Raw genomic sequence first — 17,978 nt, 5'->3', positions numbered from 1 at the left:
CCACGCAACCGGGATTCGAGGAGGTCACGGGGCATGCGCGGCTTTCGTGGTGACCTGACCCAGCTGCTGAAGGCGCGGTTCCCGGTCCTCTACATCGAGTCCTACGAGGAGCAGCGGGTCGTCGCGGAGGTGTCGGCGGTGGCCCGGGACGCGGCGCTGCTGCGGACCTTGCGGACGGTGTGGACCTGGTCGGCGACCGGGGGCCTGATCCAGCCCGACGGCACCCCGCGGCAGGGCACCACCGAGCCGGCGGCGGCGCTGGAGGCGGTGCTACGCACCGAGGTGCCGGCCGTGTTCATCTTCAAGGACCTCCACGCGGCGCTGAGCGGCGGCGACCGGACGGTCGACACAGCGATCCGGCGGGTCCGGGACGTGGCGGCGGCGTTCAAGGCCGGTCAGGTGCCGCGGGTGCTGGTGATCGTGGCACCCGTGCTGCGCATCCCGGTCGAGCTGGAGAAGGACATCACCATCGTCGACTTCCCGCTGCCGAGCGAGGACGAGATCCGGGGACTGCTCGACGGGATGATCGCCAACAACGCCGGCGGCGGGCGGATCCGGATCGGGTTGACCGGCGAGGACCGGGAGCGGTTCGCCAAGGCCGCGGCCGGTCTCACGCTGCACGAGGCGGAGAACGCGTTCGCCCGCGCGATGGTCAGCGACGACGTGCTCGACATCCACGACCTCGACGTGGTCCACGAGGAGAAGCGGCAGGCGGTCCGCAAGTCCGGGGTGCTGGAGTTCGTCAACGCCGCTGTCGACCTCGCCGACGTCGGCGGCCTGGAGAACCTGAAGCGGTGGCTCGCCAAGCGGGACAACTCCTGGTTGGCCGCCGCGGCGCAGTACGGGCTGCCGGCGCCCCGCGGCGTGCTGATCACCGGGGTGCCGGGCTGCGGCAAGTCGCTGACGGCGAAGGCCGTCTCGGCGGCGTGGGGGCTGCCGCTGCTGCGCCTGGACGTCGGCCGGGTCTTCGCCGGCATCGTCGGGTCCAGCGAGCAGAACATGCGCACCGCGATCCGCACCGCCGAGGCGACCGCGCCGTGCGTGCTGTGGGTCGACGAGATCGAGAAGGGCTTCGCGACCGGCGGCGGCGACTCCGGCACGACACCACGGGTCTTCGGCACGTTCCTCACCTGGATGCAGGAGAAGACCAAGGCCGTCTTCGTGATCGCCACGGCCAACGACATCGAGCGGCTGCCGGCGGAGCTGCTGCGCAAGGGCCGCTTCGACGAGATCTTCTTCGTCGACCTGCCCACCCGGGCCGAACGCGCCTCGATCTGGAAGGTGCATCTCGCCCGGCGGATGCGGCACAAGGCGGTCGCCGGCGAGCTGACGCTGGACGACCGGGTCCTGCGCGAGCTGTGCGACTTCAGCGCCGGGTACTCCGGTGCGGAGATCGAGCAGGCGGTGGTCGCCGGGCTGTTCGACGCGTTCTCCGAGCGCCGCCCGCTGCGCCAGGACGACCTGATCCGCGCCGCGGTCAACATGGTGCCGCTGAGCGTCACCCAGGCCGAGCGGGTCGCCGCCATCCGCGGCTGGGCCGAGACCCGAGCGGTCGCCGCCACCGCGGCCGAGGACTGGGACCCGACGGGTTCCGCGACATCGACAGGAGGTGCCGGATGAGTGTGTCACTGATCCTGGTCCCGCTCGCCGTGGCGGCCGTGAGCGCCGCGCACGGGATGCGATCGAGCCGGGACCAGCAGAACCAGGTGATCTGCCAGGTCCAGACCCGGATGCGGGACGCGTCGCTGCTCGCCGCCGCGCTGCGCGGCACCGACGCCGAGGTCACCGAGGGCGCCGGGGAGATCGTCGCGCGGTGGCGGGGCGCGCAGGCCCGCTTCACCCGCACCGAGGACGGGATCTGGGCCGCGCACTTCACCGGCGACGTCGACGAGGCCCGCGCCGTCGACATCGTCCGCGCGATCGACGCCGGTTACGGATTGCAGGTGCAGCGTGCGGTGCTGCAGCGGCTGCGCGAGCGCGCACCGGCGGCCGGGTTGCGGCTCGAGTCGGAGAGCGTCGCCGCCGACAGCAGCGTCCGGCTCACCTTCGCGGTGGAGGGCAGGTCGTGAACCCTCGGATCATCGTCACCGTTGCCGCTGACGGGCAGATCAGCGCCAAGACCGAAGGGCTGCTCGGCGAGGCGTGCCTGGACTACATCGCGGTGCTGGAGGACCTGCTCGACGCCCGCACCGTGGACAGCGCGTACACCGCCGACTACACCAGGGTCCACACCGACGTGCGGACCGTCGAGACGCAGCACGATGTTGAACGCACCTAACCGCCCACCCAACCCGGGCGCGCAGCTGAGCTGGCGGATCCTGCACAGCTGGTGGCTGCTCATGCCCATCCTCGGCCTGGGCTGCCTCGGCGGCTTCGGGTTTCTCGTCATCGGGCTGCGCGCCAGGCGACCGTCCTGGTGGATCCCCGGCATCGTCTACCTGCTGCTCAGCTGGGGCAGCTTCGCGTTCGTCGGTGGCTCCGAGGACAAGAGCTCCACCAGCGGTTGGGCGTCGGGCCTGCTTGTGGCGGTCTGGATTGCCAGCATCGTGCACGCCTGCCTGATCAACTCGTCGTGGTTGCAGTGGCAGGCGAATTACGTGCCCTGGTACGCCCAGCCGACCGCACCCCCACCCACCTGGCCGGCAGCGACACCGTTCGCACCGCCGGCGTTCCCACCCACGTCGGTGCCGTTGCCGCCGACCATGCAGGTGCAGCCGGCGGCGTACTACGCCCCGGCGCCGCCGGTCGTGGACGTCAACACCGCCACGGCCGAGGACCTGGCCCGGCTGCTCCCCGGGTTCGACCTGGACCGCGCCCACCGGCTCGTCGCGGAACGCCGGACCAGGTCGGGGTTCACGAGCGTGGACGAGTTCGCGTTCGCCGCCGGCTTGGCCCCACACCAGTTCGCACCGCTGCGGACCCAGTTGACGTGCAGCCCGCGGACCCCGCCGACGGGACACGCCCCGCAGGGCCGGGTGCTGGATGTCTGACCGCCTGCTCCCGCTTCTGCCACGGCCGGCCGCCGACCCCGACCGGGTGGCGGTCGCGCGGTTCCTCACCTCGACCCGCGCCGAGGGCCCTGGTGACCGCACCGCCGTGTGGGTCCAGGGCTGCACCATCCACTGCGCCGGCTGCTTCAACCCGCACCTGTGGACCTTCCGCGGCGGCCGGCTCACCCCGGCCGAGGAGCTGACCGCCCAGATCCTCGCCGCGGACACCTCCGGCCTGACCCTGCTCGGCGGCGAGCCGTTCGACCAGGCCGCCGCCCTCGCGAAGGTCGCCGCCGCCGTCCAGGCCGCCGGCCGCTCGGTGATGACGTTCACCGGATACACCACCGCGCAGCTCGATCATGCCGTCGCCACCGGCCGCGCCGACGTCGCCGCCCTGCTGGCCGGCACCGATCTGCTGGTGGCGGGCCCGTACCTCGCCGACCGCCTCGACCTCGCCCGCCCCTGGGTCGGCTCGACGAACCAGGAGTTCGTCCTGCTCACCGACCGCTTCCCGCACCTCCTCGACGACCTCACCGCCACCCCGGATCGGGTGGAGGTCACGGTGGACCCGGACGGCCGGGTCGCGGTGAACGGCTGGGCGGACCTGGACGCGCTGGACACCCTCCTCGCCGACCTGTGAGGCGCCGTCCTGGACAATCGGCCGCGTGTCCCTGGATTGGCTGCGGTACGACGACAGCACGCTGTACTGGTTGAACACCGACCGTGCCCTGGTGCGCCATCAACCCGGGGCGGAGCCGGTCGAGCTGACGCCACCCGGGTTCCGGGTCGGCGGTGGCGTGCACGCGTACGGCGGCGGCGACTTCACGGTCACCCAGGGCACGGTGTGGTGCGCGAGCGCCGACGGCCTGTACCGGCTGAACAGCGACAACACTGCGGTGCTGGTCGCTCCGGGTGCGTTCGGCGACCTCTGCCCCGGGGACGGTGAACTCCTCGCGGTCCGGGAGGACGAGCACGGCGACGCCCTGGTCGCGATCCCCCTCGACGGCGGCGACGTGCGGGTCCTCGCCGAGGCCGCCGGGTTCTTCGGCTCGCCCCGCTTCGTCGCCGGCATGCTGGCCTGGACCTGGTGGAGCGCCCGGGACATGCCGTGGGACGGGTGCGAGGTGTGGGTCGCCGCCTACGAGGACGGCCAGATCGGCGACCCGATGCGCGTCGCCGGCGGCCCCGACGAGTCCGCGATCGAGCCGCGTTGGGGCCCCGACGGGATGCTGTACTTCATGTCGGACCGCACCGGCTTCCGGAACCTGTACCGCCACGACGGCACCGCCATCGCCCCCACCGCGGAGCACTGCGCGGCGGTGCCGTGGCAGCTGGGGCACGCGTCGTACTGCTTCCTCGACGACGGCCGGATCGTCCTGACCACGCGGGACGGCCTGCTGCTCGCCGGCTCCTCTCATACTGTGCCGCTGCCATACGCCTCGGTCAGGCCCTGCCTGGCGGCGTCCGGGTCCTCGGTGGCGCTGATCGGGTCGTCGCAGGTCGCGGTGGTGCGGTTCGACCAGGACCCGCCGCTGGTGGAGGTCGTGGCCGGAGCTGCGGAGGTGCTGCCGGTGGCACTGGACGGCGGTTTGGCCGTGCACCCTCCGGCGGGCGCCCCGGATGACTGGAGCGCACCGGTGATCGTGTGTGTCGAACCGCTGGTTGGGGCGGTGCGGTACTTCACGAGTCGCGGGTTCGCCGTCGCCTCCGGCCCGGATCCCTTGGACGTCGCGGGCTGTGTGGCGGTGGCGGAGCAGCTCATCGCCGCCGGCCGTGCGGTGCCGGGCCAGGTGTTCGTGCGCGGCACGGGCCTGGGCGGATACACGGCGTTGCGGGCGGTGTCGCAGCCCGGCCCGTTCGCGGCGGCGACGGCGGTGTCCCCGGTCATCGACCCACCCGGGTGGTCGTCGACGGCGCCGCGTTTCCTGCGCCCGTATGCGGCTCGCCTGCCCGGCCCGGTGACAGCCGCCGCCATCGACACTCCGGTCCTGCTCATCCACGACACCGACGACACCGACGTCCCGGCCGCCGACGTGGTGGAGCTGGCCGCCGCGCTCCGGGCCCGGAATGCCCCGCACGAACTGTTGCTGCTGGAGGGCACCGGCCCCGACACTGCCCTGACGGCCGAACTGCGCCTGTACCAGCAGTTGCTCGACTCGAACTAACGCTCTGTGCCGACGCCGTATTGCTCGACGATTTTCGCCTGGTACTCGGTCGGGATGATCGCCGACCGGACGATCTGGCCGAACCCGGGCTGGATTCCCATGGCGCCGCCCGGCTCTTCCAGCCAATCAGCGGAGTCCACGCCAGGAACCGCCCGCAATACCACCGCCAGGAAGTTCGGGTCGATGAAGCTTTCGGCGACGACCGCGATGTAGGCCTCGCCGTCTCGAGCGCGGACCAGCACCGAGATCTCGTGCCGCTGCAGTCGAGCGGACCACGTGCTGCCGGCGCGGATCGAATTGGCCACCATGCGGCACACGATGTCCCTGATGCCGACGACCACCTGCGTCGCCAGCTCCGCCTTCAGCCGCTTCACGTCAACGTCCCGCGGGAGCAGGTGCAGGGACGACACCCGACCGGTTCCTTTCCCGGCCCGCCCACACTCGGCTTCCAGCTGGGCATAGAAGTCGTCGTTGCCGCTGTCGGCCTTCCTCGTGCCGGCCGCTCCAATCCACCACCAAGCCGACCCTGCCGATATCACAGCGTTGTGCTCATGCACCGGGTCGAGCCGATGAACCGCCGCCCTGTGTTGACTGGTCTTGACCTTGAACCAGACTCGATCGGTGATCGATACGACTCGTTGCGCCCCCTGTGCCGCCACCTCCAACGGCACGTGCTGAGCGCGCACCGCCACAGGGTGGTCGATCACATGAAGCGGCTGCTCAAGAGGCGGAAACGAGATACTGAGATCGTCCAGACAACGCTTCGTCGGCCTGACCGGCTCACCTTGCGATCGAGACATGGCCGAAGCTTAGGGCCATACCATCCTGGACGGAAATCCGCCGGTGCTAACGGTCCGCGAAGCCACCAAGGTCGTCGAGCTCGCTGCGGGACATGCCGGTGAGCAGCGAGACGGAGCCGGCAACGGTGCCGTCGAGCTGATGCAAGGCGCGGGTGACGGACTCCTGGATCTCCGCCCGGTGATTGTCGATGTATTCACGGACCGCGACGTCGACGATGTCCTTCTTCGACCGGCCGAGGAAGTGGGCCGCATGCGAGATGAGCTGGTCGGTGTGGGCATCGACCTTGATCGGGTTCACCGCGGCAGCCAACCTGAACCTCCCCGAGCGAGTGCTTCCGGTACCAAAGTACCACGCGCTACCACCATCGCGAGCAGGTGCGGGATGCACCTCCCGTGCCCACTGTTCGCGCAGCAGGCGCGATTTGCTTTTTCGAAAATGGCTTTTGTTTCGAAATACTCCGGACGCATTGACACCTTATCGACGGCGACCGAATACTGGCGATATCGGTACCAGGCAGCGGTGAATTTCATTCGACTCCGGAATTGTGTATCGACCGGCGGAGGCGGTGGCAGCGGCGGCTGCACCGCCTCCCTGCCCGCGGGCCAACGGTGCGCGACGGAGAAACCATTGTCGGGCGTCGTTATGCTGAGCCGATGCCATGGTGGAAGCTGCCGTTCACCGGGGAGCCGTACCGCAGCTCGCTCTTCCTCTTGCTATCCGTCCCGCTCGCCATCTGGGCGCTGGTCGACCGTGGTGCGGCGCAGCAGCGGGTGGCGGATGCGCTGCTGTCGCGGCGGTCACTGTTGTCGCGGGTGCGGGGGCTGGCCGCGGTGCCGGTGGACCTGGTCGCGCTGGTCGTGGCCGGTTACTGCTGGACCGGAGTCCTGCTCAACGTGGTGTACCCGATCCGCCCGCTGCTCGGCATGAACGGCGAATACCGCGACGCGTGGGGTGGCCCCTCCCTCGCCGGCGCGTGGGCCGTCCACGCGCTCGGCGGGCTGGGCTTCTGGCTGCTCGTCCCGTGGATCCTGCGCGGCTACGTGGCGCTCTGGCGGCGGATCGCCGGAGCCTGAAAACTGTCGTACCCCGTGGCTACGCTCGGCTGCAATGACATCGACGCGGCCGGGAGGTGCCACATGACGGGTGTGTCCTTCGAGGAGCTTGCCGCGTTCCTGCGGCGGCCGGGCGGTCACCCGGGCGGCTTACCGGTCGACGAGGTGCAAGAGTGCGTCTGCCGGTCGTGCGACGGGCGGCGGTTCGCGGTGTGGGTGATGGACACGGCCAGCGCCGCCCGGCGGACCTGCCTGGACTGCGGGCGGCACGAGCTCATCGCCGACAGCGTCGAGTACTGGGATGACGACGCCGACGTGCAGTGCGCCTGTGCCTGCACGTGCGGTGGGGAGGAGTTCGCCGCGGCGGTCGGGTATGCGCTGTGTGAGGACGGCGACGACATCCGCTGGATCGTTGTCGGGCTCGGCTGCCTGGCCTGCGGGCATCTCGGGGTCTATGAGCAGTGGAAGATCGACTGGGGACCGAGCAACTACCTGCTCGACCTGGCCTGAGGGACGCGATGACCGAGAAGGTGATAAGGATCTGACGGGGAATGGGTAGCGGGTGGCATGGGTTGCCGCCGGTATGACGACTATCGGATTCATCGGCAGCGGAAACATCGGCGGGACCGTGGCTCGGCTCGCTGTGGCGGCGGGATATGACGTCGTGGTGAGCAATTCCCGCGGGCCGGAGACGCTGCAGGACCTCGTTGGCGAGCTCGGCCCGAAGGCCCGGGCGGCCACCGCCGCCGAGGCTGCGGCGGCGGGGGACATCGTGGTGGTGAGCGTGCCGTTCAAGGCGTATCAGGCGGTGCCGGCCGGGCCGTTGTCGGGCAAGGCGGTCATCGACACCAACAACTACTACCCGCAGCGTGACGGGCAGTTCGCCGAGCTGGACGACGCGTCGGCGACCAGCAGCGAGCTGTTGCAGCGCCACCTAGCCGGCGCGCAGGTGGTCAAGGTGTTCAACAACATCTACTCCAAGCACCTGGCGTCGTTGCCCCGCCCGTCGGGTGCGGATGACCGGACCGCGCTGCCGATCGCCGGTGACGACGCCGCGGCGAAGGGGACCGTGGTGGAGTTCCTGGACGCCATCGGGTATGACGCCGTCGACGTCGGAACGCTCGCCGACGGCTGGCGGTTCCAGCCGGACAAGCCCGCTTACGGCCCGCCGTATGGCTCGTTCAGCGACCCGGCCGGCACCCCCGCCGACGCCGAGACGGTGCGCACCGCGGTGGCCAAAGCACACCGCTGAGGCGGGGCCGCAGACGCCGGCCAACCGCAGTCGTGAGACCGGGGCGCAGTGCGAGACCGGGGCGCAGACGGTAACCAAAGCGCAGCGCTGAGGCGGGGCGCAACTGCGAGGCAGAGGCGCAGCGTTGAGACCAGGGCGCAGTGGTGAGACCGGGGCGCAGCGCTGAGGCCAGGGCGCAGTGGTGAGACCGGGGCGCAGCGCTGAGGCCAGGGCGCAGTGGTGAGACCGAGGCACAGACGGTGGCCAAAGCGCAGCGCTGAGGCGGGGCGCAGCTGCGAGGCAGGGGCACAGCGTTGAGGCCGGGGCGCAGACTGCGGTCACAGCGCAGCGGTGAGCCCCGAAGCAGGGCCGGACCGCAGGATACGGTGGCGTCGAGCAGTCTGACGACAGGAGCCGCACACCGATGGACACGCTGGCACGGCTGGGTGACGAGTATTTCCGCCTGCACTTCGCCGGCGATCCGTTGGCGGCCAGCGTGTTCGGCGTGGAGGGCTACGACGCCGAGGTCCCCGATCCGAGCCGCGCCGCCGCCGCCGACCAGCGGGCCGCGCTGGCCCGGGTCGAGGCCGAGCTCGCCACCGTCGACCGCGCCGCGCTGGACGGCCAGGACCGGATCAGCCACACCATCCTGACCCGGCTGCTGCACGACGAGCAGCGGATCGCCGAGGACGGGCTCGCCGAGGTGGCCGTGACCGCGAGCATCTCCGGTCCCCTCGCCCAGGTGGTGTCGTCGGTGCCCGCGGCGACCGGCACCGACGAGGCGTACCGGGCCAGGCTCGGGAAGCTCGGCGGGTTCTTCGACGGCCATCTGGAGCGCTACCGGCAGGCCGCCGCCGACGGGCGGTTCCCGACGGAGCTCGGCGTGCGGCAGGCGATCGCGCAGGTCGACGCGTATCTCGCCACGCCCCTCGAACGGGACCCGTTGCTGCGCCGCCTCCAGGGTGACGCCCACGCCGCCGAGCTGGTCGCGTCGGGTCTGCGGCCGGCGCTGATCCGGTTCCGGACCGCGCTCGCCGAGGAGCTCCTGCCGGTCGCCCGCGACAGTGGGAAGGTCGGGCTGTGTCACGTACCCGGGGGCACGGAGGGATACCGGGCGCTGATCGGGGCGTACACGACGACCACGCTCGACCCGGAGGAGATCCACCAGATCGGGTTGGACCTGGTGGAGCAGCTGCGAAGCGAGTTCGCGGAGCGCGGCGGGCGGGCGTTCAACGCCCGCGGCGCCGATGAGGTCATCGGGCGGCTCCGGGACGACCGGGAGCTGCGGTTCGGCGCCGCCGGGGAGATCGTCGACACCGTGACCACGGCGCTGCGGCGGGCCGAGGAGGCGGTGCCGGACTGGTTCGCGGGATACGACATCGCGCCGTGCGTGGTCCGCGAGATGGACCCGGCGGAGGCGGAGAACTCGGTGCTCGGCTACTACGTCGCCCCGGCGGCGGACGGGTCGCGGCCCGGGGCGCACGTGGTCAACACGTTCCGGCCGGAGCTCAGGGCCCGGTTCGAATACGAGGTCCTCGCCTTCCACGAGAGCGTCCCCGGGCATCACCTGCAGATCGCCGTGGCCCAGTCGCGGGGTGACCTGCCGCAGTTCCGCCGGTTCACCTACTTCGACGCGCACGGCGAGGGCTGGGGGCTCTACACGGAACGCCTCAGCGACGAGATGGGCCTGTACACCTCCGAGCTGGGCCGGCTCGGGATGGTGTCGTTCGACGCGTGGCGGGCGTGCCGGCTGGTGGTCGACACCGGCATGCATCACCTCGGCTGGTCGCGAGAGCGGGCCGTCACGTTCATGCTGGACAACACCGCGTTGACGGAGACGAACATCGTCAACGAGGTCGACCGCTACATCGCGATGCCGGGGCAGGCCCTCGCCTACATGCTCGGGCGGCTGCGGATCCAGCAGCTGCGGGAGCGGGAGCGGCAGGCGCTGGGGCCGGCGTTCGACCTGCGGGCCTTCCACCACGAGGTGCTCGCCCACGGGCCACTGCCACTGGACACCCTGGAAGAGCTGATCACGGCCCGCTGGCAGAGCTGACAGCAGGTAAGTTTCGCGCCGAAAAGGTTTCGGGGCGCAGCCCGAAGCCAAAAGCAGAACAAGCCATTGACATGTGACAACACCCTTGCCACGTTTCGAAAAGGATTTCGGAACAATGGAAAGGGAAGAAGCCCATGCTCAGAAGACTCGTCGCGGCCGCGGCGGTGCTGGCGGTCGTCGCCGGCGGCGCCACCGTCGCCGAGGCCGCGCCCGGGCAGAGCGACAACCTCGCCCGCACGGCCACCGCGACCGCCTCGTACACCTCGCCCTGGGAGAACGTCGCCGCGGTCAACGACGGCATCGACCCCGGCTCGTCCAACGACACGGTGAACCGGCGGTGGGGCACCTGGCCCAACACCGGCGAGCAGTGGGTCCTGCTCACCTGGCCGGCCGCGCAGAGCCTGCGCTCGGCCGACGTCTACTTCTTCGACGACAACGGCGGTGTCCGTGTCCCCGCGTCCTGGCGCCTGCAGTCGTGGACCGGTTCGTCCTATGTGGACGTCGCCGGGGCAAACGGCTACCCGGTCGCGGTCAACCAGTACAACGCCGTGAACTTCACCGCCGTCAGCACCAGCCGGCTGCGTCTCGTGCTGCAGAGCGGGGCCGCGTCGGTCGGGGTGCTGGAGGTGCGGGCGTACACCACCACGACCAGCACCGGTTGGAACCCGCCGGCGAACCTGGTCACCCCGCTCAACCAGGTGTGGCAGCACGTGGAGCAGACGTATCCGAACCCGTACGGCTTCCGCAACTACGGCTGGGACCAGGTCTTCGCCAACCGGGGCAGCATCAACTACTGCGTCCGGTGGGACTCCAGCGCCCCGGTGAGCGCGGCGCTGCGCGACCAGATCCACGCGTCCCTGGCCCGGCAGTTCAAGAAGTGGATGGACGTGATGGCCGGGCACAACGGCTGGCCGTATCAGTCGGTGCCGTTGAAGGTGGTCGGCTGGGCCGTGCGTGACCGGGCGACGTTGCAGTGGAGCGACAGCTCGGTCGACGTGTACGTCAACAACATCCGCGAGAACGCGCCGCAGTGCTCGGAGCCGTGCGGCCGGTTCTTCAACCAGAGCGGCAACTACCCGAACTGTCCCGGCGGCGCGTCGCACCACTACGACATGTCGCTGTGGCTGACGGCGGGCATGAACGGCGGTGCCGGCGGTGACTGGGGTCAGCGGGTCGGCAGCGAGTACTTCGTCGGCGCGTTGAACGCCGACAACATCCACATCCTGTTGCACGAGATCGGCCATAGTTTCGGCCTCGACGACTTCTACGACTGGACCCCGACCGGCGTCGGCGGCTTCCTCATGAAGGCCGGTTCGGCGGCGCAGATCACCGAGTTCGACGCCTGGATGCTGCGCGACTGGTGGCGCCACCTGAAGAGCCGCTACGGCTACTGAGCGAAATCGTGGACTTCACCGGTGGCGACGGCGCGGAGCTTGTCGGGGTTGGCGACGTTGTGGATCGCGACGACCCGGCCACTGTCGTCGACGTCGAGCGCGAGGGTACCGATGACGCGTCCCGCCCCGGTGAACACGATCCCGCTCCGGCCGTTGAGTTCGACCAGGTCGACGCGCATGTCGGCGAGCGCGACCCCCTGGTAGGGCTGCGAGCCGAAGGTCGCGAACCAGGCCGCCACCCGCTCGGCGCCGGTGACCGGCTGGAGCGCCTGGCGGACCTTGCCGCCGCCGTCGGTCCAGACGGTGACGTCGGGGGCCAGCAGCTGCATGAGGGTGTTGATGTCACCGCCGGTCGCCGCGGCGAAGAACCGCTCGGTGACCTCGCGCTGCTTGCCGGCGGTGGCGTGGAAGCGGGGCCGGCGGGCCTGGACGTGTTCGCGGGCGCGGTGCGCGGCCTGGCGCACCGCGTCCTCGGACCGCTCGACCGCGTCGGCGATCTCGGCGTGGGTGAACCCGAAGACCTCCTTGAGCACGAACACCGCGCGCTCCAGGGGGCTCAGCGACTCCAGCACCACCAGCAACGCGAGTGACACCGTGTCGGACTCGGGATTTCCCTCAAATGAGGTGAGGATCGGTTCGGGCAGCCACGGTCCGACGTACACCTCGCGCCGCGAGCGGGCCGTCCGCAGCCGGTCCATCGCCACGTTCGACACGATCCGGACCAGGTAGGCCTTGGGTTCGGCGACGTCGGCGCGGTCGGCGGCGGACCACTTCACCCAGGCGTCCTGCACCGCGTCCTCGGCGTCGGCGGCGGTGCCGAGGATGCGGTACGCCACGGAGAACAGCAGGCGCCGGTGAGCTGCGAACACGTCGGTTGTCACGATCAAGTTCTAGCCGAGCAGGTACGCGACGACCACCGGGGCCAGGTACATCAGCGGAAACGGCACGTGCGAGAACGAGCGGGCCCGCAGCACTGTGATGACGGCGCCGGTGAAGTAGAGGACCAGGCCGACGGTGGCCGCGACCCCGACGGCCGGGACGAACAGGCCGACCAGCAGGCCCACGGCGCCGGCGGCCTTGGCCAGGCCGAGCCAGGTCCACCAGGAGGTGGGGACGCCGTACGCGGCGAGGGGCTCGACCACCCACTTCGCGCGGGTGAACACCGAGAAGGCCGAGAAGCCGACCCAGAGCGCGGCGGCAACGGTGACGGCGGTGAAGGCGACGGACATGGCGCAACTCCCTACACAGTGGATGACCACCGCGAGACGGAACCCGGAGCCCCGGACGTGACACGGTGTGACGGCCGTCACCTGCCTGAGGCGCCAGTCACGTAAACTTGCATCATCATGCAGTGGGATGCATATACTTTCGGCATGTCCAAGGTGCTCACCTCCCTGCCCGTCGGTGAACGTGTCGGAATCGCCTTCTCCGGTGGCCTGGACACGTCGGTAGCTGTCGCGTGGATGCGCGAGAAGGGCGCGGTGCCCTGCACCTACACCGCTGACATCGGGCAGTACGACGAGCCCGACATCGCCTCGGTCCCCGGCCGCGCCGGCGCGTACGGCGCCGAGATCGCCCGCCTGGTCGACTGCCGGGCCGCGCTGGTCGAGGAGGGCCTCGCGGCCCTCGCGTGCGGCGCGTTCCACATCCGCTCCGGCGGCCGCGGCTACTTCAACACCACGCCGCTCGGCCGGGCCGTCACCGGCACCCTGCTGGTGCACGCGATGCTCGAGGACGGCGTGCAGGTCTGGGGCGACGGCTCCACCTTCAAGGGCAACGACATCGAGCGCTTCTACCGCTACGGGCTGCTCGCCAACCCGTCGCTGCGCATCTACAAGCCGTGGCTGGACTCGGCCTTCGTCACCGAGCTCGGTGGCCGCAAGGAGATGTCCGAATGGCTGCTCGCGCACGGGCTGCCCTACCGGGACAGCACCGAGAAGGCGTATTCCACGGACGCCAACATCTGGGGCGCCACGCACGAGGCGAAGACCCTGGAACGCCTCGACACCGGCATCGAGATCGTCGAGCCGATCATGGGCGTGCGGTTCTGGGACCCCGCGGTCGAGATCGCCACCGAGGACGTCACCGTCGGGTTCGAGCAGGGCCGCCCGGTCACGATCAACGGCAAGGAGTTCGGCTCCGCCGTCGACCTGGTCCTGGAGGCCAACGCCATCGGCGGCCGGCACGGGCTGGGCATGTCCGACCAGATCGAGAACCGGATCATCGAGGCGAAGAGCCGCGGCATCTACGAGGCGCCCGGCATGGCGCTGCTGCACACCGCGTACGAGCGACTGGTCAACGCGATCCACAACGAGGACACCGTCGCCGCGTATCACAACGAGGGCCGCCGGCTGGGTCGGCTGCTGTACGAGGGCCGTTGGCTGGACCCGCAGGCCCTGATGCTGCGCGAGTCGCTGCAGCGGTGGGTCGGCTCGGCCATCACCGGCGAGGTGACCCTGCGGCTGCGGCGCGGCGAGGACTACTCGGTGCTCAACACGTCCGGCCCGGCGCTGAGCTACCACCCGGACAAGCTGTCGATGGAGCGCACCGAGGACTCCGCCTTCGGCCCGCTGGACCGGATCGGCCAGCTGACCATGCGCAACCTCGACATCGCCGACTCGCGCGCCAAGCTGGAGCAGTACGCGCGGATCGGCATCGTCGGCAGCAGCCAGCACCGGCAGCTCGTCGCCGCGCCGGAGCAGTCCACCCAGCTGATCGGCACGATGCCCGAGGGCGGCGCCGAGGCGATCGCCTCCCGCGGGCAGGTCGCCGCCGGCGAGCTGCTCGACAACGCCGCCATGGAGGCGGGCACCGACTGACGCTTTACGGTGTCCGGCCGGCTCGGTCGACGACGGCGCGCTGCAGGACTGCGGTGATGCCGATGACCGTGCCGGCCGTCATGCCGTTGCCGTCGCGCACCGCGTACTCCCGCTCCCCGAGGTAGGCGAACGTCTCCCGATCGAAGATCCATTCGTGCCGGATGCCGTTCGCCTCGTCGGTCCGGCCCACCGCGACCCCGTGCCGGCCGATCGCGTCGACCGCGTCGTCGATCGTCACCACGCCGGGGATCAGGGCGGCCGCCCGATACAGCGCGGCGCTCACCGCCGGGCTCGGCAGCGACTCGAACAGGTGGTCGCCGACGTAGGCGAACGCCTCCTGGTCCCGGCCGTTGCCCTGGCCCTGCGTGTCCGCGTACGCCTTGGCCAGCAGCGCGGCCGGGTCGGTCGGCAGGTTGCCGACGATTTCCTCGTTCGTCCGGTGGCCGGCGTCGAGCTTGATCGTCCTGCCGCCCTCCTTCAGCAGGCCGGGCTGCTTCGGGTCCTGCGACAGCCAGATCTGCCGGTCGTGCAGCGGGTCCATCCGGACGCTCTTTCCGCCGAACTCCGCGAACGCCACTTTGCTCTTGATGTACAGGAACTGCCCCGGCGCGACGCTCACCGGCGACTGCCCCGCCGCGGCGAGCGCGATCCGGTCCAGGAGCTGCTGGACCGCGCCGGCGTCGCCCTCCTGGACCGCGATCACCATGACGGGCCGGGTCTGCGGCGCCCGCAGCGCCACGAACGCCCCTGCCCCCGCCAGCCCCACGACCGCCACGGCCGCCGCCACCAGGACCAGCCGCCGCCGGCGCACGGGTTTGCCGGCACGGATCTCCCGCAGCAGGTGGTCTTTCAGCAACCGGTGCCGGTCGTCGGGCAGGTCGGGTGTCGCCGGCGCGGGCAACAACTGGGAGAGGTCGTTCATCGGCGCGGCTCCTTGAGAGACGGGATACGGTCGCCCTGGATCTGTCCGTCCCCGGAGCCGGGTTCCAGGTCGGCGTCGAGGAGTTTCCGGAGCTTCTCCCGCGACCGGGACAGCCGCGACCGGACGGTGCCGACCGGCACCCCGAGCGCTTCGGCCGCCGCCGCGTAGTCCAGGCCGCTCCAGACGCACAGCATGAACACGTCCCGCTCGGCGCTGCGCAGCTTCGCCAGCGCCCGGCGTGCGGCCGCCAGCCGGGACGCGTCGTGCATCCGGGCGACCAGGTCGTCCGCGAAGTCCGGCACGCTGGGCCGGGGTGGCAGCCGCTGCAACGCCTCCCGGTGCCGGCGCGCCGCCCGCGACAGGTTGCGCAGCACGTTCGTGGCGATCCCGAGCAGCCACGGCAGGCAGCTGCCGCCCTCGGGCAGCAGCCGCTCCCGTAACCGCCAGGCCTCGAGGAACGTCAGCGACACGGCCTCCTCGGCCGCGCCCCGGTCCCCGGTCCTGCGGACCGCGTGCTGATACACCGCGCCGGCGTACGCGTCGAACAGCAGCCCGAAGGCCGCCGGCTCACCGGCGCGCAGCTGTCCCCGTGTTGGCAGTTCCACGCCATGTACTGTCCGCCACGGAGCCGGAGTTCCCGATTTACGGCAGGGGTGCCTTCGGCAGGCTGGGCACGGAGTTGAAGACCTGGACGCCGGCCTCGTTGTCGCCGTCGAACGGGGTGACCGCGCCGTTTCCGGCGCCGAGGCAGAAGTCGTCGCCGGCCGGGTCGGCGAACCACATGCCCATGTGGCCGAGCTCCTTGCGGACCCGTTCCTTGCCCACGAGCGTCGAGGAGAACGCCTCCTCGGCGATGACCCGCAGCTCGGTGCGGCCCTTGCCGTACTTGTCGGTGAAGACGTCGCCGATGTATTCGGCCGCACCGAACGGCGCCGCCGGGACCTCCAGCAGGAACACGGTGAACGCGGTGTTCGCCGGCCCGCCGGTGACGCTGACGTCGACGACGTCGAAGCCCTTCACGTCGGTCTCCAGGGTCACGCTGACGTCGACCTTGACCTTCGGCAGGCACTTGGCGAGCTGCTCCGAGCTCGGCGCCAGCTTGAACTTCACGACCTCGGCCTTCTTGCCGGTGGACGTGTAGTCGCCGACCTTGTCGAACGCGATGTCCCCATTGACGGCACCGAACCCGGCGATCGCCACGGCCCCCGCGACCGCACCGACCGTCAGCAGGGCAAGACCTTTTCCGATTCCCATGACACTGACCTCCCATGTGTGTGTTGCGGACACCCATGGGCACGCCTGCCGCCAGGACCCCGTTCACCAGCACCGATGTCATGACCGCGACACGCGGGCGGTGAACCGGGCGTCAGTGCCAGCGTTGTGTGGTCACCCCGTCGAGCTCGGCGATCGCCACCCGGTCCTCGGTGGCCAGGACGGTGAGCATGCGCTCCGCCTCCTCCAGGCTGGCGTGCTTGCCGGTCGCGGCACCTTCGTCCGGATGCGGAGTCTCCAGCCACAGCCGGCCGTCCTCGTAGCGCATCTGCACGATGCCGCCGGTGGCACTGATCGCCGACAGCCACGAGTCGGTGCGCGTCGGCAGCCGCCGCACCACGTCGAGCAGCTCGGGCAGCACCATCGGCCGGCTCGCGCCCTCCGAGGGTCCGGTCGGCAGGTACTCATACGTCACGTCGAGCAGCCCCGGCTCCTCACCGGCCACGGCTTCCTCACCGCGGATGAGCCGCAGCCCGTCGAAGCGCCCCACCGCCCTGCCGTCGTCGCTCACGAGCCGGTGGTGCTCCCGGTGTACGACCAGCGCGCCGACTTTCACCCGCACGCCCTCGGGCAGCCACGGCAGCAGGAGCTGCGTCACCACGGCGACGTCCATCGCCGGCGGGAGCCGGAGCCGGCCCTTGGTCACCTCGACGGCGACGTCGGTCCCCGCGAGCCCGGTCACGTACGCGGCCAGCCGCCCGGCGCGGCGCCGCGCCCATTTCAGCCGGACGTGGATGCGCTGGCCGGCGGAGCCGTCCCAGTCCACGTGCAGGCCCTGTGCCCGCACCGCGGCAACCACCTCCGCACCGGCGGCGGCCTGGTCACCGGACGGGTCGAAGAGGCCATAGGCGAGCCACAGGCTGCCGCCCTCGGCCGCCCGCTCGGCGTCCTGCAGGTGGTAGAACACGTAGCCGCGGGCCGGTGCCGCCTCGGTCGCCTCGGCGCCGATCTCGCTCACGCCGCAGTTCTGGCAGCAGGCGAAGTCCTCCCGGGCGACGATCCCGGCCGCGTCGAGCGCCCGGAACGCGTCGGTGAGCCGGTCGCTGTCGGTGCGCTCCGGCCAGGTCGCCTGCGCCTCCAGGTGCTCGGCGAACCGCGGCCCGACGAGGCGCCACGCGAGCGCCCGCAGCTCGTCGGGATCCCCGTAGCCGTGCAGGAACTCGACGGTGTCCGCGACGATCGTCGCGCAGTCCCGCTTGCCCAACGCCACCTGCGTGCGGATGAACCCCGCCGCGTCCGTCTCGACCTCGTGCGTCAGCATGCCCCGCACGGTAGT

The 17,978-nt window shown here is 70.9% G+C and carries 20 protein-coding genes; 12 read left to right on the top strand and 8 right to left on the bottom strand.

Annotation, left to right across the window (positions count from 1 at the left end; translation table 11 throughout):
- Positions 1-33: 33 nt before the first annotated feature.
- Genes Dsi01nite_RS24435 through Dsi01nite_RS24410 form a run of 6 tightly spaced genes read left to right on the top strand, consistent with a single transcriptional unit; the run spans position 34 to position 5,155 of the window.
- Entirely contained in the window at positions 34-1,620 is a 1,587-nt protein-coding gene (locus tag Dsi01nite_RS24435; protein WP_203848574.1) for a Ycf46 family AAA ATPase, read from the top strand.
- Positions 1,617-2,069: a hypothetical protein gene (locus Dsi01nite_RS24430; RefSeq protein WP_203848573.1), complete on the top strand. Its 453-nt coding sequence runs from the start codon at positions 1,617-1,619 to the stop codon at positions 2,067-2,069. Before Dsi01nite_RS24435 ends, Dsi01nite_RS24430 begins: the two co-directional genes overlap by 4 nt.
- Complete coding sequence (locus tag Dsi01nite_RS24425; RefSeq protein WP_203848572.1) at positions 2,066-2,278, top strand: DUF2997 domain-containing protein; 213 nt, start codon at positions 2,066-2,068, stop codon at positions 2,276-2,278. The genes Dsi01nite_RS24430 and Dsi01nite_RS24425 overlap by 4 nt, the downstream gene beginning before the upstream one ends.
- The gene (locus tag Dsi01nite_RS24420; protein ID WP_203848571.1) at positions 2,262-2,990 is read left to right on the top strand and encodes a ComEA family DNA-binding protein; all 729 of its coding nucleotides are present in this window, start codon (positions 2,262-2,264) and stop codon (positions 2,988-2,990) included. The genes Dsi01nite_RS24425 and Dsi01nite_RS24420 overlap by 17 nt, the downstream gene beginning before the upstream one ends.
- On the top strand, positions 2,983-3,630 hold the full coding sequence (locus tag Dsi01nite_RS24415; protein WP_203848570.1) for a 4Fe-4S single cluster domain-containing protein: 648 nt from the start codon (positions 2,983-2,985) through the stop codon (positions 3,628-3,630). Before Dsi01nite_RS24420 ends, Dsi01nite_RS24415 begins: the two co-directional genes overlap by 8 nt.
- 25 nt (positions 3,631-3,655) lie before the next feature.
- On the top strand, positions 3,656-5,155 hold the full coding sequence (locus Dsi01nite_RS24410; protein ID WP_239136136.1) for a S9 family peptidase: 1,500 nt from the start codon (positions 3,656-3,658) through the stop codon (positions 5,153-5,155).
- Here the strand turns inward: Dsi01nite_RS24410 and Dsi01nite_RS24405 are convergent.
- The gene (locus Dsi01nite_RS24405) at positions 5,152-5,955 is read right to left on the bottom strand and encodes a hypothetical protein (RefSeq protein ID WP_203848569.1); all 804 of its coding nucleotides are present in this window, start codon (positions 5,953-5,955) and stop codon (positions 5,152-5,154) included. The genes Dsi01nite_RS24410 and Dsi01nite_RS24405 overlap by 4 nt on opposite strands.
- Before the next feature lie 46 nt (positions 5,956-6,001).
- Complete coding sequence (locus tag Dsi01nite_RS24400; RefSeq protein WP_203848568.1) at positions 6,002-6,253, bottom strand: hypothetical protein; 252 nt, start codon at positions 6,251-6,253, stop codon at positions 6,002-6,004.
- Between the two features lie 356 nt (positions 6,254-6,609).
- Here Dsi01nite_RS24400 and Dsi01nite_RS24395 point away from each other — a divergent pair, with 356 nt between their 5' ends.
- The 5 genes from Dsi01nite_RS24395 (at position 6,610) to Dsi01nite_RS24375 (ending at position 11,689) form a co-directional block, all read left to right on the top strand.
- Positions 6,610-7,029 (top strand): hypothetical protein, encoded by a 420-nt coding sequence (locus Dsi01nite_RS24395; RefSeq protein ID WP_203848567.1) that lies wholly within the window; start codon positions 6,610-6,612, stop codon positions 7,027-7,029.
- Between the two features lie 63 nt (positions 7,030-7,092).
- Entirely contained in the window at positions 7,093-7,518 is a 426-nt protein-coding gene (locus Dsi01nite_RS24390) for a hypothetical protein (protein WP_203848566.1), read from the top strand.
- 73 nt (positions 7,519-7,591) lie between these two features.
- Positions 7,592-8,260, top strand: coding sequence for an NADPH-dependent F420 reductase (locus Dsi01nite_RS24385; protein WP_203848565.1), 669 nt, complete (start codon positions 7,592-7,594; stop codon positions 8,258-8,260).
- A 403-nt stretch (positions 8,261-8,663) separates the two neighbouring features.
- Positions 8,664-10,295 (top strand): DUF885 domain-containing protein, encoded by a 1,632-nt coding sequence (locus Dsi01nite_RS24380; protein ID WP_203848564.1) that lies wholly within the window; start codon positions 8,664-8,666, stop codon positions 10,293-10,295.
- Between the two features lie 134 nt (positions 10,296-10,429).
- Complete coding sequence (locus Dsi01nite_RS24375) at positions 10,430-11,689, top strand: BAR domain-containing protein (protein WP_203848563.1); 1,260 nt, start codon at positions 10,430-10,432, stop codon at positions 11,687-11,689.
- Here Dsi01nite_RS24375 and Dsi01nite_RS24370 read toward each other — a convergent pair.
- Both Dsi01nite_RS24370 and Dsi01nite_RS24365 read right to left on the bottom strand, forming a co-directional pair.
- Positions 11,683-12,570 (bottom strand): RNA polymerase sigma-70 factor, encoded by an 888-nt coding sequence (locus Dsi01nite_RS24370; protein ID WP_239136135.1) that lies wholly within the window; start codon positions 12,568-12,570, stop codon positions 11,683-11,685. The two genes, Dsi01nite_RS24375 and Dsi01nite_RS24370, sit on opposite strands and share 7 nt — an antisense overlap.
- A gap of 9 nt (positions 12,571-12,579) precedes the next feature.
- Entirely contained in the window at positions 12,580-12,918 is a 339-nt protein-coding gene (locus Dsi01nite_RS24365; RefSeq protein WP_203848562.1) for a DoxX family protein, read from the bottom strand.
- Positions 12,919-13,062: 144 nt separating this feature from the next.
- Here Dsi01nite_RS24365 and argG point away from each other — a divergent pair, with 144 nt between their 5' ends.
- A complete protein-coding gene (argG, locus tag Dsi01nite_RS24360) occupies positions 13,063-14,508 on the top strand; it encodes an argininosuccinate synthase (RefSeq protein ID WP_203848561.1) in 1,446 nt (481 codons plus the stop codon).
- 4 nt (positions 14,509-14,512) lie between these two features.
- Here argG and Dsi01nite_RS24355 read toward each other — a convergent pair whose 3' ends face one another.
- The 4 genes from Dsi01nite_RS24355 to Dsi01nite_RS24340 form a co-directional block, all read right to left on the bottom strand.
- Positions 14,513-15,430, bottom strand: a complete 918-nt coding sequence (locus tag Dsi01nite_RS24355; protein WP_203848560.1) for a CU044_5270 family protein — start codon at positions 15,428-15,430, stop codon at positions 14,513-14,515.
- Positions 15,427-16,035 carry an RNA polymerase sigma factor gene (locus Dsi01nite_RS24350; RefSeq protein ID WP_203848559.1) on the bottom strand — a complete coding sequence of 203 codons (609 nt, stop codon included), beginning with the start codon at positions 16,033-16,035 and terminating at the stop codon, positions 15,427-15,429. Before Dsi01nite_RS24350 ends, Dsi01nite_RS24355 begins: the two co-directional genes overlap by 4 nt.
- A 37-nt stretch (positions 16,036-16,072) precedes the next feature.
- Positions 16,073-16,684, bottom strand: a complete 612-nt coding sequence (locus Dsi01nite_RS24345; protein WP_203848558.1) for a hypothetical protein — start codon at positions 16,682-16,684, stop codon at positions 16,073-16,075.
- A gap of 112 nt (positions 16,685-16,796) precedes the next feature.
- Positions 16,797-17,963 (bottom strand): DUF6891 domain-containing protein, encoded by a 1,167-nt coding sequence (locus Dsi01nite_RS24340; protein ID WP_203848557.1) that lies wholly within the window; start codon positions 17,961-17,963, stop codon positions 16,797-16,799.
- Positions 17,964-17,978: the final 15 nt, after the last annotated feature.

The organism is Dactylosporangium siamense, assembly GCF_016862795.1.
In the GTDB taxonomy this organism is placed as follows: Bacteria; Actinomycetota; Actinomycetes; order Mycobacteriales; family Micromonosporaceae; genus Dactylosporangium; species Dactylosporangium siamense.
This window is presented reverse-complemented; position numbering and strand designations above follow the sequence as displayed.

Excerpts from the sequence above, each read along its gene's own strand:
- Dsi01nite_RS24415 (WP_203848570.1), top strand. The coding sequence starts at position 2,983 with ATGTCTGACCGCCTGCTCCCGCTTCTGCCACGGCCGGCCGCCGACCCC.
- Dsi01nite_RS24405 (WP_203848569.1), bottom strand. The coding sequence starts at position 5,955 with ATGTCTCGATCGCAAGGTGAGCCGGTCAGGCCGACGAAGCGTTGTCTG.
- argG (WP_203848561.1), top strand. The coding sequence starts at position 13,063 with ATGTCCAAGGTGCTCACCTCCCTGCCCGTCGGTGAACGTGTCGGAATC.
- Dsi01nite_RS24390 (WP_203848566.1), top strand. The coding sequence starts at position 7,093 with ATGACGGGTGTGTCCTTCGAGGAGCTTGCCGCGTTCCTGCGGCGGCCG.
- Dsi01nite_RS24435 (WP_203848574.1), top strand. The coding sequence starts at position 34 with ATGCGCGGCTTTCGTGGTGACCTGACCCAGCTGCTGAAGGCGCGGTTC.
- Dsi01nite_RS24355 (WP_203848560.1), bottom strand. The coding sequence starts at position 15,430 with ATGAACGACCTCTCCCAGTTGTTGCCCGCGCCGGCGACACCCGACCTG.
- Dsi01nite_RS24395 (WP_203848567.1), top strand. The coding sequence starts at position 6,610 with ATGCCATGGTGGAAGCTGCCGTTCACCGGGGAGCCGTACCGCAGCTCG.
- Dsi01nite_RS24365 (WP_203848562.1), bottom strand. The coding sequence starts at position 12,918 with ATGTCCGTCGCCTTCACCGCCGTCACCGTTGCCGCCGCGCTCTGGGTC.
- Dsi01nite_RS24345 (WP_203848558.1), bottom strand. The coding sequence starts at position 16,684 with ATGGGAATCGGAAAAGGTCTTGCCCTGCTGACGGTCGGTGCGGTCGCG.
- Dsi01nite_RS24340 (WP_203848557.1), bottom strand. The coding sequence starts at position 17,963 with ATGCTGACGCACGAGGTCGAGACGGACGCGGCGGGGTTCATCCGCACG.
- Dsi01nite_RS24380 (WP_203848564.1), top strand. The coding sequence starts at position 8,664 with ATGGACACGCTGGCACGGCTGGGTGACGAGTATTTCCGCCTGCACTTC.
- Dsi01nite_RS24420 (WP_203848571.1), top strand. The coding sequence starts at position 2,262 with ATGTTGAACGCACCTAACCGCCCACCCAACCCGGGCGCGCAGCTGAGC.
- Dsi01nite_RS24385 (WP_203848565.1), top strand. The coding sequence starts at position 7,592 with ATGACGACTATCGGATTCATCGGCAGCGGAAACATCGGCGGGACCGTG.
- Dsi01nite_RS24430 (WP_203848573.1), top strand. The coding sequence starts at position 1,617 with ATGAGTGTGTCACTGATCCTGGTCCCGCTCGCCGTGGCGGCCGTGAGC.
- Dsi01nite_RS24375 (WP_203848563.1), top strand. The coding sequence starts at position 10,430 with ATGCTCAGAAGACTCGTCGCGGCCGCGGCGGTGCTGGCGGTCGTCGCC.